Source organism: Bradyrhizobium sp. JYMT SZCCT0180 (genome assembly GCF_018130165.1).
Lineage (GTDB): Bacteria > Pseudomonadota > Alphaproteobacteria > Rhizobiales > Xanthobacteraceae > Bradyrhizobium.
The window spans coordinates 81,741-97,082 of record NZ_JAFCLZ010000003.1 but is presented as its reverse complement, the minus strand read 5'-3'; the positions used below and the strand labels follow the sequence as shown (position 1 = coordinate 97,082).

14 protein-coding genes are annotated in these 15,342 nt (G+C 59.7%); 6 read left to right on the top strand and 8 right to left on the bottom strand.

The window, feature by feature from the left end:
- The first annotated feature begins 490 nt into the window (after window positions 1-490).
- The gene (locus tag JQ641_RS05425) at window positions 491-1,402 is read left to right on the top strand and encodes a DUF2189 domain-containing protein (protein ID WP_211995259.1); all 912 of its coding nucleotides are present in this window, start codon (window positions 491-493) and stop codon (window positions 1,400-1,402) included.
- Between the two features lie 29 nt (window positions 1,403-1,431).
- Here the strand turns inward: JQ641_RS05425 and JQ641_RS05420 are convergent, their stop codons facing one another.
- Window positions 1,432-2,331 carry a DMT family transporter gene (locus tag JQ641_RS05420; RefSeq protein WP_211994841.1) on the bottom strand — a complete coding sequence of 300 codons (900 nt, stop codon included), beginning with the start codon at window positions 2,329-2,331 and terminating at the stop codon, window positions 1,432-1,434.
- Between the two features lie 852 nt (window positions 2,332-3,183).
- Here JQ641_RS05420 and JQ641_RS05415 point away from each other — a divergent pair.
- A complete protein-coding gene (locus JQ641_RS05415; protein ID WP_211994839.1) occupies window positions 3,184-6,957 on the top strand; it encodes a vitamin B12-dependent ribonucleotide reductase in 3,774 nt (1,257 codons plus the stop codon).
- A 100-nt stretch (window positions 6,958-7,057) separates the two neighbouring features.
- Here the strand turns inward: JQ641_RS05415 and JQ641_RS05410 are convergent, their stop codons facing one another.
- The 3 genes from JQ641_RS05410 to JQ641_RS05400 form a co-directional block, all read right to left on the bottom strand.
- Entirely contained in the window at window positions 7,058-8,155 is a 1,098-nt protein-coding gene (locus JQ641_RS05410; RefSeq protein ID WP_211994836.1) for a protein kinase domain-containing protein, read from the bottom strand.
- 35 nt (window positions 8,156-8,190) lie between these two features.
- The gene (locus tag JQ641_RS05405; protein ID WP_211994834.1) at window positions 8,191-9,618 is read right to left on the bottom strand and encodes an HD domain-containing protein; all 1,428 of its coding nucleotides are present in this window, start codon (window positions 9,616-9,618) and stop codon (window positions 8,191-8,193) included.
- Between the two features lie 635 nt (window positions 9,619-10,253).
- The gene (locus JQ641_RS05400) at window positions 10,254-10,421 is read right to left on the bottom strand and encodes a hypothetical protein (protein WP_211994833.1); all 168 of its coding nucleotides are present in this window, start codon (window positions 10,419-10,421) and stop codon (window positions 10,254-10,256) included.
- 347 nt (window positions 10,422-10,768) lie between these two features.
- On the opposite strand from JQ641_RS05400, the gene JQ641_RS05395 reads away from it, so the two are divergent.
- Entirely contained in the window at window positions 10,769-10,987 is a 219-nt protein-coding gene (locus JQ641_RS05395) for a hypothetical protein (protein ID WP_211994832.1), read from the top strand.
- 85 nt (window positions 10,988-11,072) lie between these two features.
- Here JQ641_RS05395 and JQ641_RS05390 read toward each other — a convergent pair whose 3' ends face one another.
- From JQ641_RS05390 to JQ641_RS05375, 4 genes are all read right to left on the bottom strand, one after another.
- Window positions 11,073-11,219, bottom strand: coding sequence for a hypothetical protein (locus JQ641_RS05390; RefSeq protein WP_211994831.1), 147 nt, complete (start codon window positions 11,217-11,219; stop codon window positions 11,073-11,075).
- 3 nt (window positions 11,220-11,222) lie between these two features.
- Window positions 11,223-11,369 carry a hypothetical protein gene (locus tag JQ641_RS05385; RefSeq protein WP_211994830.1) on the bottom strand — a complete coding sequence of 49 codons (147 nt, stop codon included), beginning with the start codon at window positions 11,367-11,369 and terminating at the stop codon, window positions 11,223-11,225.
- A gap of 841 nt (window positions 11,370-12,210) precedes the next feature.
- Entirely contained in the window at window positions 12,211-12,702 is a 492-nt protein-coding gene (locus JQ641_RS05380; protein WP_211994829.1) for a hypothetical protein, read from the bottom strand.
- A 428-nt stretch (window positions 12,703-13,130) separates the two neighbouring features.
- A complete protein-coding gene (locus JQ641_RS05375) occupies window positions 13,131-13,319 on the bottom strand; it encodes a hypothetical protein (protein WP_211994828.1) in 189 nt (62 codons plus the stop codon).
- Window positions 13,320-13,809: 490 nt separating this feature from the next.
- Between JQ641_RS05375 and JQ641_RS05370 the strand changes: the two genes are divergently transcribed.
- The 3 genes from JQ641_RS05370 (at window position 13,810) to JQ641_RS05360 (ending at window position 15,187) form a co-directional block, all read left to right on the top strand.
- Complete coding sequence (locus JQ641_RS05370; protein WP_211994827.1) at window positions 13,810-14,244, top strand: hypothetical protein; 435 nt, start codon at window positions 13,810-13,812, stop codon at window positions 14,242-14,244.
- Between the two features lie 137 nt (window positions 14,245-14,381).
- Window positions 14,382-14,570 (top strand): hypothetical protein, encoded by a 189-nt coding sequence (locus tag JQ641_RS05365; protein WP_192739777.1) that lies wholly within the window; start codon window positions 14,382-14,384, stop codon window positions 14,568-14,570.
- A gap of 137 nt (window positions 14,571-14,707) precedes the next feature.
- Window positions 14,708-15,187, top strand: a complete 480-nt coding sequence (locus tag JQ641_RS05360) for a hypothetical protein (RefSeq protein WP_349628506.1) — start codon at window positions 14,708-14,710, stop codon at window positions 15,185-15,187.
- Window positions 15,188-15,342 lie beyond the last annotated feature (155 nt).

The following is a 15,342-nucleotide window of genomic DNA, read 5'->3' as shown; positions in this document are numbered from 1 at the left end:
CGATGGCCGACTTCACATGCGCCATCGCAGTGCGTCTTGCCTCGCCCATATGACCGGTCGCGTCATCCAAACATGGCACGGAGCACACGTTACGACCGCTAACCATCGGATCCGGGGCGTCAGAGAGTAAGATGGTACGCGTCGAGCCACGCGTCAATAGTTGATAGAGGACTACCTCGTCGGAGCGCCAGACCGATGCCGCAAGCAGCGCGTGTCCGCCGGCACAGTCGTTCGATGATGACGCAACGCACCGACTGCGCAAATGACTGCAAACGTGCACACTTCACCGAACCGTGAGCGCTGCCTGATCCCAATCGCGTTAATCTGGATGCGCAGGTCGCGACAAGTTTCGTCCGGCTAAGCTCCTCTTCGTTGACCTCGGGTTTGCCGTACTCGGCTCGATCGCGTTTCTCGCACTTTGCGGCGGACACGCGTGGCTGAAAACCGCGTCGGTGTCACCGCCACGGCTTTCAGCACGGGAGGTGCGTTCATGGCCACCATGTATTCCAACAGCATCGCAAAAGTTGGACGCCACGTATTCGGGGACGCGGCCACATATCCGATTCGCAAAATCGGACTGTCCGACCTGCACGAGGCGCTGCGCCTGGGCTGGGAAGACTTCAAGGCAATGCCAAGCCACGCGGTCGTCGTATGCGTGATCTATCCCGTGCTCGGTCTTGCCCTGTTCAGGATGGTGCTTGGCTATTCGGTGCTGCCTCTGCTGTTTCCGCTGGCAGCCGGGTTTGCCTTGCTGGGACCGTTTGCCGCGATTGGTCTGTACGAGCTCAGCCGCCGCCGCGAGCGCGGCGAGGAAGTCGACGTATCGAAGGCGCTTCACGTGCTGCGCGCGCCGGCTTTCGGTGCCATGATCGAACTCGGCGTGCTCCTGCTCGTCCTGTTCGGGGCCTGGATCGGGGTCGCGAACGCCATCTACGTTTCAATCTTCGGCCACGCTCCGGCGGCGAGCATCCCTGACTTCGCAACGCGCGTGCTGACGACGCCGGAAGGATGGTCGCTCATCATCGTCGGCTGCGGCGTCGGTTTTCTGTTCGCGGTCGTGGCGCTGTGCGTCAGTGTCGTATCGTTTCCGTTGATGCTCGACCGGCATGCGACGGCGATAGACGCGATCCGGACGTCGATCTGGGCCGTGATGAAAAACCCGGTTGCGATGGCCGCCTGGGGGCTGATCGTCGCGGCGCTGCTGGTGATCGGTTCGCTGCCGCTGTTCGTTGGCCTCGCCGTCGTTCTGCCGTTGCTCGGTCATGCCACCTGGCATCTGTACCGGAAAGTGGTGGAGCCGGATCCCAATCCTCCACAGGAGGAAGAACCTCACCTGCGCAAGGGACACCGCTACGCCGCGGATTTCCCGGCCAATCTCTTCCCGTGGAGCCGGGAGAAGTGAGAGACAAGTAATACGAGGCTTGTGAGCCGTTACGACCGCGTCGCCAGCACCACGCCCGCCAGCGTGAACAGCAGCGCCACGATCTGGACCGGGCCCAGCGGCTCGCCTAGAGCTGCCGCCGAGGCCACCACGCCGATGACCGGCACCGCCATGGTGCCGATCGCGGCGACCGAGGCCGGCAGCCGCGACAACGCGGCAAACCAGCTGACATAGGCGATGCAGAACTGGATCACGGTGGAATAGATCAAGAGCCACCAGCCGATCTGGCTGACCTTGCCGAGATCCGTGGTCTCGATCGCGAGGCCGACGATGGCGACCGGAAAACAGCCGAGCCCGATCTGCCAGGCGGCGGCCGGGATCGGCGGCATGTCGAGCGGCAGTTTCTTGGCCAGCACCGTGCCGAGCGCAAAACCCATCGAGCCGGCCAGCGCCATCAATATCCCCGGCAGTTTGGCGGCGGAGGCCGTCACCCCATTGCCGCCCATGATGGCCGCCAAGCCGGCGAACGCCATCACCAGCGAGACCGTGCGCAATAAAGTTGGCCGCTCGCCCAGCACCGGCCAGGCCAACAGCGAGGCCCAGACCGGCATGGTGTAGGCGATCAGCGCTGTTTCGCTCGCCGGCAGCCACAGCAGCGCCAGCCCCATCAGCACCATCCAGCCGGTGACGTTGAGCAATGCCGCCAGCATCAGCCGCGGCCACAGCGCCCGGTCGACCCGCAGGGTCTGCCCCCGCAGCAGCGCCAGCGCCGCCAGCAGCAAGGCCCCGATGACGCCGGTGACGCCGCGCAGGGTCAGCGGCGGCAGTTCGCCGAGCAGGAATTTTGTGACCGGCCAATTAAAGCCCCAGCCCACCGAGGTGATGGCGAGGAACATGAGGCCGGCGGGTGCGATACGCGCACGCGCGGCTGGTGGCACAGGATCTGTCATGAATGACCGGCAAGGACCGAAAAGGAATCGGTGAAAAGAGAATCGGCTCAAGAATCAGCCCGGGGAATCGGCGGTGACCTTGGCCCTTATCGGGGCCCGCGACCACCGGCTCGCCGGCATGTCAGGGTGGAGTTCTCCGTAGCCTTACGTGAGTCTCCAAAGCGCAATCCCGGAAGGCCCGGACGAGGCGAATAAATACTTGTCCTGTGAACAGCCGGGAGAAGCCATCGCTCCACAGGTCCGCAACATTTTTTTCCTTGTCGAATCTGTGAGGACTCACTGATACTTGGGCCGATCACAGGCGCGAGATCACCCCCTGTTATCCCCCTCTTTCCACCATATTTAGTATTTGATTCAGGAACTCGTACTAGTCCTTGACGGGCGTAACGGACTTGGCCTAGCTTTCTTCCTGTTCGGCGCGAGTGTGTTTTGGGTCCCCGCCGGTCATCCCAAATGGGTTCCGAAACGACCACTCCGCCCGCCGGTTAAGGCTGCGGGTGAGGACTTTTTGCCCTCAAAAACCGGGAATTCCTCTCGGTATTCCTGGGGCGTTCGGGGCGCGAAAACGGGGCCGGAAGGCCCGAAAAAAGCGGGCCGGAACAGGCCCAAAGTGACGCGGCAAGTGAAGCGTTGGGGCGTTGAATTGCATGACCTGGAAGGCCCGGATCGGGCCGGCAGGAAGTGCCAGAGAGACAGACCGGGTTCACCGGTTGAGCTGCGGATCAAGGGATCAGGGTTGCCTGGGCTATTGTTATAGTCCCGACGGCAGCCATGGTTCGGGAGGTCCGCTCAAGGATAACATTCCGGAACCCGCGGTAGAGCGGACCGGTCAGAAGAAGACGGGGCACGACCATGCGAATCGAACGGCGCAACACGACTCAAGGCCAGTCACCCTACGCAGGGATTGATTTCAGATTGACGACATCGGAGATCCGCAATCCCGATGGTTCGATCGTGTTCCGACTGGAAAATGTCGAGGTGCCGCAGTTCTGGTCGCAGGTCGCCTCCGACGTCCTCGCGCAGAAATATTTCCGCAAGGCCGGCGTCGCCGCGCGCCTGAAGAAGGTCGAGGAAGAGACCGTGCCCTCGTGGCTGTGGCGCTCGGTGCCCGACACCGAGGCCTTGGCCCTGCTGCCCGAGAACGAGCGCTTCGTCAGCGAACTCTCGGCCAAGCAGGTGTTCGACCGCCTCGCCGGCTGCTGGACCTATTGGGGCTGGAAGGGCAGCTACTTCTCGAGCGAAGAAGACGCGCAGGCGTTCTTCGACGAGCTGCGCTTCATGCTCGCCAAGCAGATGGTCGCGCCGAATTCGCCGCAGTGGTTCAACACCGGTTTGCACTGGGCCTACGGCGTCGATGGCCCCGGCCAGGGCCACTACTATGTGGACTGGAAGACCGGCAAACTCACAAAATCAAAATCGGCTTACGAGCATCCGCAGCCGCACGCCTGCTTCATCCAGGGCGTCGATGACGACCTCGTCAACGAGGGCGGCATCATGGACCTCTGGGTCCGCGAAGCCCGCCTGTTCAAATACGGCTCCGGCACCGGCTCGAACTTCTCGCGGCTGCGCGGCGAAGGCGAGCGCCTGTCGGGCGGCGGCCGTTCATCCGGCCTGATGAGCTTCCTCAAGATCGGCGACCGCGCAGCCGGCGCGATCAAGTCCGGCGGCACCACGCGCCGCGCGGCCAAGATGGTCGTGGTCGACGCTGATCACCCCGATATCGAGACCTATATCGACTGGAAGGTGAAGGAGGAGCAGAAGGTCGCGGCGCTCGTCACCGGCTCCAAGATCAACCAGAAGCACCTCAAAGCCGTGCTGAAGGCCTGCGTCAATTGCGAAGGCTCCGGCGACGACTGCTTCGATCCCGAGAAGAACCCTGCCCTACGTCGCGAAATCAAGCTCGCGCGCCGCGCGCTGGTGTCCGACAACGTCATCAAGCGCGTGATCCAATTTGCAAAACAGGGCTACAAGGACATCGACTTCCCGACCTACGACACCGACTGGGATTCGGAAGCTTATCTGACCGTCTCCGGCCAGAACTCCAACAACTCGGTCTCGCTGAAGGACGATTTCCTCCGCGCCGTCGAAACCGATGGCGACTGGAACCTGATCGGCCGCACCAGCAAAAAGGTGACGAAGACGCTGAAGGCCCGGGATCTCTGGGAGAAAATCGGACACGCCGCCTGGGCGTCGGCCGATCCCGGCCTGCACTTCAACACCACCATGAACGACTGGCACACCTGCAAGGCGTCCGGCGACATCCGCGCCTCCAATCCGTGCTCGGAATACATGTTCCTGGACGACACCGCCTGCAATCTGGCGTCCGCGAACCTGATCACGTTCTACAGCACCACCACCAAGCGCTTCGACGTCGAGGCGTATGAGCACCTCTGCCGGCTCTGGACTGTCGTGCTCGAAATCTCCGTGATGATGGCGCAGTTCCCGTCGAAGGCGATCGCTGAACTCTCCTACGAGTTCCGCACGCTCGGCCTCGGCTTTGCCAACATCGGCGGCCTCTTGATGACCATGGGCCTGCCCTATGACTCCAAGGAAGGCCGCGCGCTGTGCGGCGCGCTGACCGCGATCATGACCGGCGTGTCCTATGCGACCTCGGCCGAGATGGCCAAGGAATTGGGCCCCTTCCCCGGCTACAAGAAGAACGCCCAGCACATGCTGCGCGTGATCCGCAACCACCGCCGCGCAGCCCATGGCGAAAGCCGCGGCTACGAGGCGCTGGCCGTCAACCCGGTGCCGCTGGATTACGCCAGCGTGCCGCAGACCGACATCGTCGAGCGCGCCAAGGCCGCCTGGGACCTCGCGTTGCAACTGGGCGAAGCCCATGGCTACCGCAACGCGCAGACCACAGTGGTGGCGCCGACCGGCACCATCGGCCTCGTGATGGATTGCGACACGACAGGCATCGAGCCTGATTTCGCGCTGGTGAAGTTCAAGAAGCTCGCCGGCGGCGGCTACTGGAAGATCATCAACCAGGCCGTCCCGGTGGCGCTGCGCACGCTCGGCTACCGCGAAGCTGATATCGCCGAGATCGAGGCCTATGCCGTCGGCCACGGCTCGCTCTCCAACGCGCCCGGCGTCAACGTCTCCACCCTGAAAGCCAAGGGTTTCACCGACGAAGCTCTTGCAAAAGTGGAAGCCGCGCTGCCGACCGCGTTCGACATCAAATTCGCCTTCAACAAGTGGACCTTTGGTGAAGAATTCCTGCGCGAAACACTGAAGCTCGCGCCGGAAGTGATCGCCGCCCCCGGCTTCGATCTTCTCGCCGCCGTCGGCTTCACCAAGCGTGAAATCGAAGCCGCCAACGTGCACATCTGCGGCGCGATGACGGTGGAAGGCGCGCCGCATCTGAAGGCCGAGCACTATCCCGTGTTCGACTGCGCCAACCCCTGCGGCAAAATTGGAAAACGTTATCTGTCCGTGGAGAGCCACATCCGCATGATGGCGGCCTCGCAGCCCTTCATCTCGGGTGCGATCAGCAAAACCATCAACATGCCGAACGACGCCACCGTCGAGGATTGCAAGTCCGCTTACCTGCTGTCCTGGAAACTGGCGCTGAAGGCCAACGCGCTCTACCGCGACGGCTCAAAGCTGTCGCAGCCGTTGAACTCGCAGCTCATCTCTGATGATGACGACGAGGATGATGCGGTGGAAGCGCTCTACGAGAAGCCGATGGCCGCGCGCACCGCGCAGGTCTCGGAAAAGATCGTCGAGAAGCTGGTCGAACGCATCGTGGTGATGCGCGAGCGCGAGAAGATGCCGGACCGCCGCAAGGGCTACACCCAGAAGGCGGTTGTCGGCGGTCACAAGGTCTATCTCCGCACCGGCGAATATGACGACGGCCGGATCGGCGAGATCTTCATCGACATGCACAAGGAAGGCGCGGCGCTGCGCTCCTTCATCAACAACTTTGCGATCGCGGTCTCGCTCGGCCTGCAATACGGCGTGCCGCTGGAAGAATATGTCGACGCCTTCACGTTCACCCGCTTCGAGCCGGCGGGTCCCGTGCAGGGCAACGACAGCATCAAGTATGCGACCTCGATCCTCGACTACGTGTTCCGCGAGCTCGCGGTCAGCTACATGAGCCGCTTCGACCTCGCCCATGTCGATCCCACCGAGTCGAATTTCGACGCGCTCGGCAAGGGCGTCGAGGAAGGCAAGGAGCCGGCCGACCACAGCCACCAGGCGACTAAGTATCTGTCCAAGGGCCTCACCCGCTCGCGCACGGATAATCTGGTTGTGATGCGCGGCGGCTCGACCGCCGTCTCCTCCGGCGCGGAATCGGCACCGACAGGCGGCTCCCGCGTCACCTCGCTCGCCTCCCACGGCGCAACCTCCCGCGCCGCCGACGCCGTCGAAGGCGCGGTCGCGCTGAAGCAGGAAGCCCAGCACGACCTGTCCCCGACGGAAAAGCTGGAAGCCCTGCAATGGAGCAAGGCCGGCGCGGCGCAAGCCGCCCAGCCCACCGTGACCAAAGCCGAACGCCGTGCCGAGGCCAAGGCACGCGGCTATGAGGGCGAGATGTGCTCGGAGTGCGGCAACTTTACCCTCGTCCGGAATGGGACGTGCATGAAGTGCGATACGTGTGGAAGCACGACGGGGTGCAGTTGAGCTGTTAGCGATCGTCATGCCCGGGCTTGACCCAGGCATCTCGGGAAACAAGGGCGACCGTTAGGTCGCCCTTTGCTTTAGCGCCCTATGACATGGCGCCTCACGCAATACCGTCAGCCATTTCCTTGAGATGTAGAAGAGTATTCCTCAATTCGTCACCATGATCGTTAGGAGTCTCTGAATTGTATTCGGAAATGATACGATCAATCTGACGACGGGTAAGAACTAGCTCCTTGCGCTCCGCAAGTTTTATATGAGATCGTATCTGATCCCACTTGTCAGTAGGACGATTCTCACCAGCGCTTCCTAGTCCTTCTGCTAACTTGCTCCAAGCGGCTTCAGCCTCCTGAATCGAACTTCTTTTTCCGCGGTCGAACTCAAGCATCGAATTTAGAATTTCTTCCGATCTTCCGCGCAAGCTACGATGAATGCGAGCACGAAGCTCGGAAGCTGCACTTTCACTTAAAATGCGATCGGCCACGGACTTGTTTAAGCTCTCTTTTCGCTGCTTACCCGTCGCTTGGTCAATTGCTCTAGCTCTTACTTCATCATTGATGATTTTCCGCTCGTGAATTTCGCTGTGAAACACAAACGGATAATCTCCAGTTCTCAACGCAAATAGAGCCGCCCCAAGCGCCCACACGTCGGTTTGATAATCGCATTGAGCAACATTCGAATTCGAGAAGAGTTCAGGTGCGCGCGAAAATACCGTGCCGCGCACATCTCCACCATCGCTCGTAACTGAACCTAGATCGAAAATCTTTGCTCTCAATTGATGGTCTAAGCCACAATTGTCGAGCTTAAGATCCCTATGAACCAGCTTGCTTTCATGCAAGCAGACAAGCGCTCTAGAAAGATCGCGTGCGATCCGAACGAACTGGACAATATCATTGAGCGGCGCCAATCCCTCTAACGGACGGTCAAGCAACTCTTCAATGATGAAAAACCGTCCGTCCTGCCCCTGCTGGAATCCGTAAAACCGAGCCAAATAACTAGCATAACGGTGCCTGGACATCGTACGCAGCAAGCTCGTGACGTCCTTGACAACCACATCCGGCTGCTCATCGTCATGAAAGAAAAGAAGCGCGACATCCGCCAAGCTATAGGGGCTCGTAGCACGGTAAGCACTCTTCCAGTTCCCGCCACCTAGATACTCTCGGATTTTGTAACCCAAGCCGGGATTTGGAAGTTCGCCCATCACAACCTCCTGATTCGATATGTTGAACATTGTACTCAAATTCCATACTTCTTATCGACATACTCTCGAGACTCGGCGACAAAGTCCCTAGGGACGTAGATACGATTAATAGAGAACGTCTCAAGCAAATTTTCAATATTGAAGCCGACACAGATTGGATCGATCTTGTCGAGCGGAACAGCGCTTCCTTGAAATGAAAATAGCAGATCAGAAGGAGGTGCGGAACTAAACGTCACTTGATCAAAGGCGACAAGATATCCAGCTACATCCTCAGGCATTCCATTGCTCTGGAACCGGCCTTTTACGAACCCTCTAAGGTCTTCGGTAACAGACAGAAGGTCAGCCGGAAGGAACTCCTCCATCAAGACGCCTTGGTGCTCACTTCCAGAGATGAGCTCATCAGACATTCTGTATCGCTGAGAAAGCGGTAGGCTCGATTTTGCTGAATCCAGTACAGCCTTCGGAAACTGCCGCCGAACAAACATGTCTGCCAACAACTGAAGCACAGTGTCCGAATGCTCTGATGCGAAGCTTCGGATCATAAATGCAATTTCGACGTCCGTCGTTTGTATAAAATCCTCTAAGGACGGTTTATTTCCAGAAGCGATACTGTGCAAGCACTTCGGGGCCAACCGTATGCTGTCGGAGTGCCCCGGGATATCTTGCATCCGCGCAAAAATGCCCTTCAGCAAGAGCTGTGCGCCTCGAATAGTTGGATGAAAATAAACCTGTCGATGAAGATATCTACGCGCTGACAGAAATTGCCGTAGAGCGTCCAACCCACGCGGTCCATCAAGCAGCAGAATCGGAAGACCAAAATCGTTTGTTTCCACTGTGATTGCGTGAAAGAGCCACTTCAGATCATACTTTCCGTATTCAACACCGGCCATTCGACTATCGCGCAGAATGTAATCGCAACGATCCACATCAAACGTGCTCGATATAAGCTCAACTAGCGCCTTGTTCCCATGCCTCTTCTTGAGGAGATTTTTTACCGCGTCGATGTCCGCGGCTTCATCAACCGCTGAAGCGACGGGTGTATCCGCCGATAGGATCGCCACTGTGCAATCTTCGTGGTTACGGATGCCATCCGGCAAGAGAATCGTTTCCAGAACATGAGAGAAGGCGGAGTGACCAAGGTCGTGACACAACGCAGCGACCCCAAACTCGGCCATCGCCTCATCGTCGAATCTCAAGCCCGGGGTCTGTAGATCGAGCGGCCTTGCCCTTTGCTGCAACAATCGAAAAGCGTGATTTGCAGTGGCAAAGACGCCCAAAGAATGCGCAAACCTTGAGTGCTCGGCCGTAGGGAATACATAGGACGAAAGACCCATCTGCCGAATGTTACGTAACCGCTGAAACTCGCGGGTATCAACAACCCGCCGAATACGATCCGGCATCTCGATGAGACGATTACCTTCAATATTGTCGCGAAAAACTGAATTATGAATTGATGCCAACATCAAACGCGCTCCAAACTCAAGCTGGCGAGCGTGTTTGCCAATTTACAACGCTTGTAGATATCCCCATTTCTGCCCCGCTCTTCGTGTGTGCCGCGCGAACCTCGCATCAATGAGACAACACAACCAGAGCGTTTGCAAACGATCCATCTTCACATGATAGAACAAACAGGGAACAAAATCAACCCCGGAGGGCACGCGGGGAGCCGAAGACGCAATCCTCCGCCTTGGCTGATCCGACAAAGGCAGATTGCGCTCCACTCAATCTGTCTTTCCCACCCTATTCCCCGCGGAACAGTCCGTAGGGCGTATTGGAGCGAAGCGTAATCCGCCGCTCAGGATTCAGCCAAGGCGGCGGATTATGCCTTCGGCTAATCCGCCTTACCGCGCTGGCAGATTTAACCGGAGAGCGGAACGAAGGCGGGCCCTGCGGGGCTTCTGCGTGGGGTTCGTACGTGGTGCTGAGGCTGTGATCGGTCAAGTTTGGGGGCGAGGACGCCGGTCACGATCCCGCAAAATACAAAATGGCCTCGCCTGACCAGAACTCCCAGCCCACCGAACTGGCAAACCGGGAGCGAGGTGGCGTGTGGAAACGCGGCGCCGATACTGCTCGGCCCGGCGCGTGGTAGCACGGCGAATTATTTGGTGGGGCGCGTCCCAATCACCTTATGGTCATCGCAAACGATGCGGGTGGTTCCGCCGCCCGTCACGGTAGCGAGTTCATCGTTCGAGAGCCCGCCGGCTGCCAGGTGCAGCTTGCGAACCTCGATCCCGTCATTCTTACGCAGGTTTTTGGTCGCGCTCATAGTCGATCCTTTCGTGAGACCCGTTCCGGCGGCCCCGGCTTGAAGTGGAACGCTTGTTGGACGCCCCCAGCAAGAGATCGGTTCGATGAATTTGCCGAAGCCACGGACTCAGAGCTCGTAGGGCGGACTGGAGCGACCTGTCCGCCGTAGCTCAAAGAGCGAAGGCGGAAGCGTAATCCGCCGTTTCGGATTCTGCAGGACGACGGCGGATTACGCTTCGCTAATCCGCCCTACCGCGCTCGTATCGGTCAAGATGTGACAGCCGTCACTGCGGTCCGACAAAGCATCGGATGTGCTGCACGACAGTCACGGGATAGTCCCGCGACGATCACCGGAGGAGCGATATCGTGAACACTGATGTCAATTCAAGCGGAGAGATCCGGCCGCTGTCTGCAGGCGAACTCGATGCGGTCGCTGGCGGCTGGTACAGTAACAGCTGGATGACGTGCAATGACGGCAAGCAGATGTGGGTAGGAAATTTTCACCTTCCAGGTGGCGGGATTATCATCACCTCGCGGAAGGAAGGCGAAAAGGGCGTCACAACAACCGTTGTCGGTCCCACTTGAACTGCACCCTCGACGCGGCCCTCGTGCGTAAACGCGAGGGCCGTTTGTTTTCGCAGGCATGAAAGCGAGCGCGGAAAGCTTCAGATCAAAGGCTATAGCTTGCGACAAAGACCTCTTTCATCTTCACGACGAGAAAGTCCTTCTGCCCTTCGCCGGCTTTGCGTCCTCCGGTGACGTTATCGAGTTGTTCGTCGGAGATTTTGTCGCTCGATTGAACCTGCTCGGTCTTCATGGCTCACCCCTTGATGAACGCCAGCACGGCTTGCTGCATTTTGTCGGAGGTTTTCACCCGGCTTACGGTCGTAACGGGCGGAGACTTGGTGTCGCCACCGGTGACGGCTTCGAGATCCGCATCGCTCAACCAAACTACCTTTTTGCTCATTATCCCGCTCCGTGTTGTGGCTGTGCGACGTTGATGGAGGGGAGCATGCCGGCCGCGGACCGGGGCCGCCGTGACGTGCATCACACAAGAGAGCTCGCAGGGCGGATTGGAGCGGCCTGTCCGCCGTAGCTCGAAGAGCGAAGGCGGAAGCGTCCGCCGCGGTGCTCCGAATACGGCAGATTGTGCCGCGCAAACAAAGACGAGGTTAGTGAGACCGCAGTTCGCGACTAGACCGAAAACTCCCCGGTGTTGCGCCTGGGTGACAGCCGTTCTTCCCCACCTTCGATAGCCTGTCATCATCACAGTGCGTGAGGTGTGCCATGACCGAGCGTGTTATTTCCGAATTGTCGAACTATTCGTATGAGGCAATTTTGGCAGTGTGTGGCGTGGGTTCGTTGGTGTCGCTCCTTGTCGCGGCGACGGCCTGAAGAGGCCACCAACTGAAGCGGCCTGACGCTCGCGGCGAAGCTTCGCTCATTCGTGCACCGGCCCCACACTGGCGAGGCCCGTCGGGCGCATCGAAGCCGACCTGTCCGCCGTAGTTCAGAGAGCGATCAAGCCAAAGCGGCGGATTACGCTTCGCTCCAATCCGCCCTACGCGTTACTTGAATCGCGTTCGCCGCCGCACGATCATTGCCATGATCAGGTGGCCCGACGCGCGACGCTGCGTCTCGCCACACGCCGGGCCAGTCAAACCATAGCGGGGTTGAGGGGCGCCGGTTTGACCGAATCGTTGATATCCGAACTTCGTGGCGGAAACCGGCCGGTGCCGGGCTGTTCGCGTGACGGCTGGCGACGCGAACGCGATGAACCGGATACGCCAGCGAGCGTAGCCCCGCCCCTACTTCTTGTTCTCCTCGCAAAACTTCAGCGCCGCGAGTGCTTCGCCCATCCGGGGGATCTTGATTTCGACGCTGTTGTCCTCGTCGTCCTCGAAATCGATCGTCAGCAGCTTTGCCTTGCCGAGCGTGTCCAGGATCGATTGCTGGAATTCGAATGTGCCGCGGACGGCGGTCTTGTCGACGACCTCCCATTTCGCCTTCTTCATGATGTCCTTGTCGTCGGTGCCGACATCGGCCCGCAGGATCTTGCCGACCTTGTCCCACTCCCACCCCTCGTAGATCACCGCGACCACGATCGCGTCCTTCGAGTAGCTCAGCACGATCACGTACTGGCTGTCGTCGTCATCCTTGTCCTTGTATTCGCGGGCGGCATTGCAATGATCGTCTCCGCTGCGCTTCTCGACCTCCCAGTCGCCAACCTTGGTTTGCGCCAGCGCCGGCGCCGCCCAAAAGCCGGCGAGCAGCAACACCGCCAAAAGAATTCGTGTCATATCAGCCTCCGCCTGTTCCCGGGGCGAAATGATCACCTCCGGCAAGGAGTCGCAAGTCTCACAGCGCGCACGATTCGAGGCGGCTTGTCCGCCGCCGTTCATGAGAAGGCGTAAGCTCCGACGCTTGAGACATCGACTGCCGAGAACCACGCGGCAGCACCGGCTTTGTTCTCCATCCGACTCCAGTCTGTTCGCAAACGACGAATCGGAATCGCGCAAATCGGCGCGGATCAATTCCTAACAACACGTTGCCTTCGCCGTTGTGCGCCTTCATCACGTGAGAAGCCTGTAGGGCGGATTGGAGCGCAGCGTAATCCGCCGCCTTGCTTCAAAAGCGGAGGATCACGCTTCCGCCTTCGCTCGTTGAGCTACGGCGGACAGGTCGCTGATCCGCCCTGCTCGCTCTCATACGTCAGCGATGTTCATCCCTAGGCGACCATGGTCCGGCCGCCGCCGAAGTTGATGTTCGCCCATGGCGAATAAAACTGTTTGACCCAATTCAGGTACTGGATCTCCCCTTCGATCGCGCGCCGTCCGCCGCTCACCTGATCGAGTTCGACGACCGACAATTCGACCGTGCCCAGCAGGCTGCCGAGTTCATCCTTCCGCGTCTTCATGTTCTGCTCCGTTGGATATGAAAGAAGGATCATCCTTCGATCCATCCGGTCAGGGTGAGACCACGGCGGTTCAATTTCCGTGATTTGAATCACGTGAATGGTCCGCGGTCCGTAAGGCGGATTGGAGCGCAGCGTTTCAGTTGTCGTCCCGGCGGAGGCCGGAACCCATACGCCGTGGCCAATGTTGTTGGAAAGAAAGGATAACGATCAGCGCGTAAAAACAATTACGGCCGGTGGCTATGGGTCCCGGCCTACGCCGGGACGACATCGGAGTGCACCCGTAGCTCGTAGGCGGATTAGCTGAACGTAATCCGCCGTTACGTGTTTTCGAAAGCGGCGGATTACGCTTCGCTCCAATCCGCCCTACCGCCCTTCGAATTTCCCTTCGAGATGAATCCACGAACTGTGCGGAGCATCACACCAGGAAGCGCGGGTTCAAGGCAGATTGCGACCAGCAGAGACAATCTCGAACATGGGCTTGCCACGACCAATGTCAGAACCTCCCAGGAAATCGATTGCCGTACGCGTTGCGAAGGTTCTCCTTGGCAACGATGAGCCCGCGTTCATTGCCGCCGCGGCCGGCGCATCGATTGCCTGGGGCATCCTCATGGCTTGCCAGGTCAGCTATCTCGGCCCCCGTCCGGCCCCGTCACTTTGGCAGATGATCGGGAGCGGGATCGCGGTCGGCATGTTTCTGATGCCGTTCTTTTTCATGGGGATTTCCCGGGCACTCGGGTTCATGTCGCATTGGGCGGCCCTTGTCCTGATGAGCGCCGCATTCTATTTTCCCCTTGTTCTAGTGCACATGCGAGCACTCCAGCTCCCCTCCTTCGCTTTCATGGTCGTAAGTGTCGCCTATGCAGTTGTAGCCATCCTCGTGGCCAGACGAATTGTGAAATGGCATCGCCGCGCGTCCGCGCAATAACTGCCGCCGCTCCTTCCGTTGTGACGGCGGTCACACAGCAACACGACTCGACGATCTGGTAAATCACCCACTCCGTGATAGCATCCCTCTACAGTCGAAGCGGATGGTCGCTTCGTCTCGGCAGAGGAGAAGCGCAGATGAAAAAGTCTGATACGAACTCCCAGAAGTCCGCCGACAAGAAGGTCGAAGCGCCGGTTCAGCTCAAGCCGGAGCAACTCGAAGCCGTCGCAGGCGGCATGATCAGGCGCATCGATCCCAAGGGCACCGGCACGACCACGACAGGCGCCGTTGGGCCGAAGACGACCACCACCAAGCTGACAAGTTAGTTGATTCCATATGCGGGATGGCGTTTGGCGCGTGATGCGCCGGACGCCGTCTCGAAGGCTTTTCAGATGAGCATTTGCGAGACTGAGCGTTCAAGGCAGAACCGCGGATTGCGATCGCTGCCGCACACCGAACTGCGGTGAAGCGATCGATCGGCGCCGGCCTCGAACCGGAGGGTCGTTTGATGTCCCGAGGATCCAGCCAAGAGATCGACTGCCCGAGTGCCCAGGCAACCGCGGATGGCGCGCGCGTCTTTGGCGTCGTGACAGGCACCCCTGAAGATCACAGGGTCGGCTATCTCACCGAGACCCTGCCCCTTTCCGAAAAACTGCTGGCGCTGGCAGGGCCGGCGAAGCCCACGCAACTTTTCAGAATTGCGGCGCCGTGCGCCGGCGCCAGCGGCGGCTGCAAGCACTTCAAAGGCAACGCCTGCAGCCTGGCCGAACGCATCGTTGCGGGCACCCCTGTGGTGGTCAACGCGCTTCCGGCGTGCCAGATCAGATCCACCTGCCGCTGGTTTCGTCAGGAAGGCAAAGAGGCCTGCTTTCGCTGTCCGCAGGTCATGACGGATAAATCCAATGCCTCGGACTACGAGCGGCAGATCGCCGACGCCGACTGATGCGCGCTGAGGCGAAGGCGTAGACCGATCCGCTCGCTGCGTCACTTCGCGCGCAAATCAAATTTCGTGCACCACCGTGGGCGTTGGTGCGGGCCGTTGCCCGGTCGCGCCTGGACTGCCGCGCTCGCCGGTCGCGAGGGCTGGCAGTGTGATCG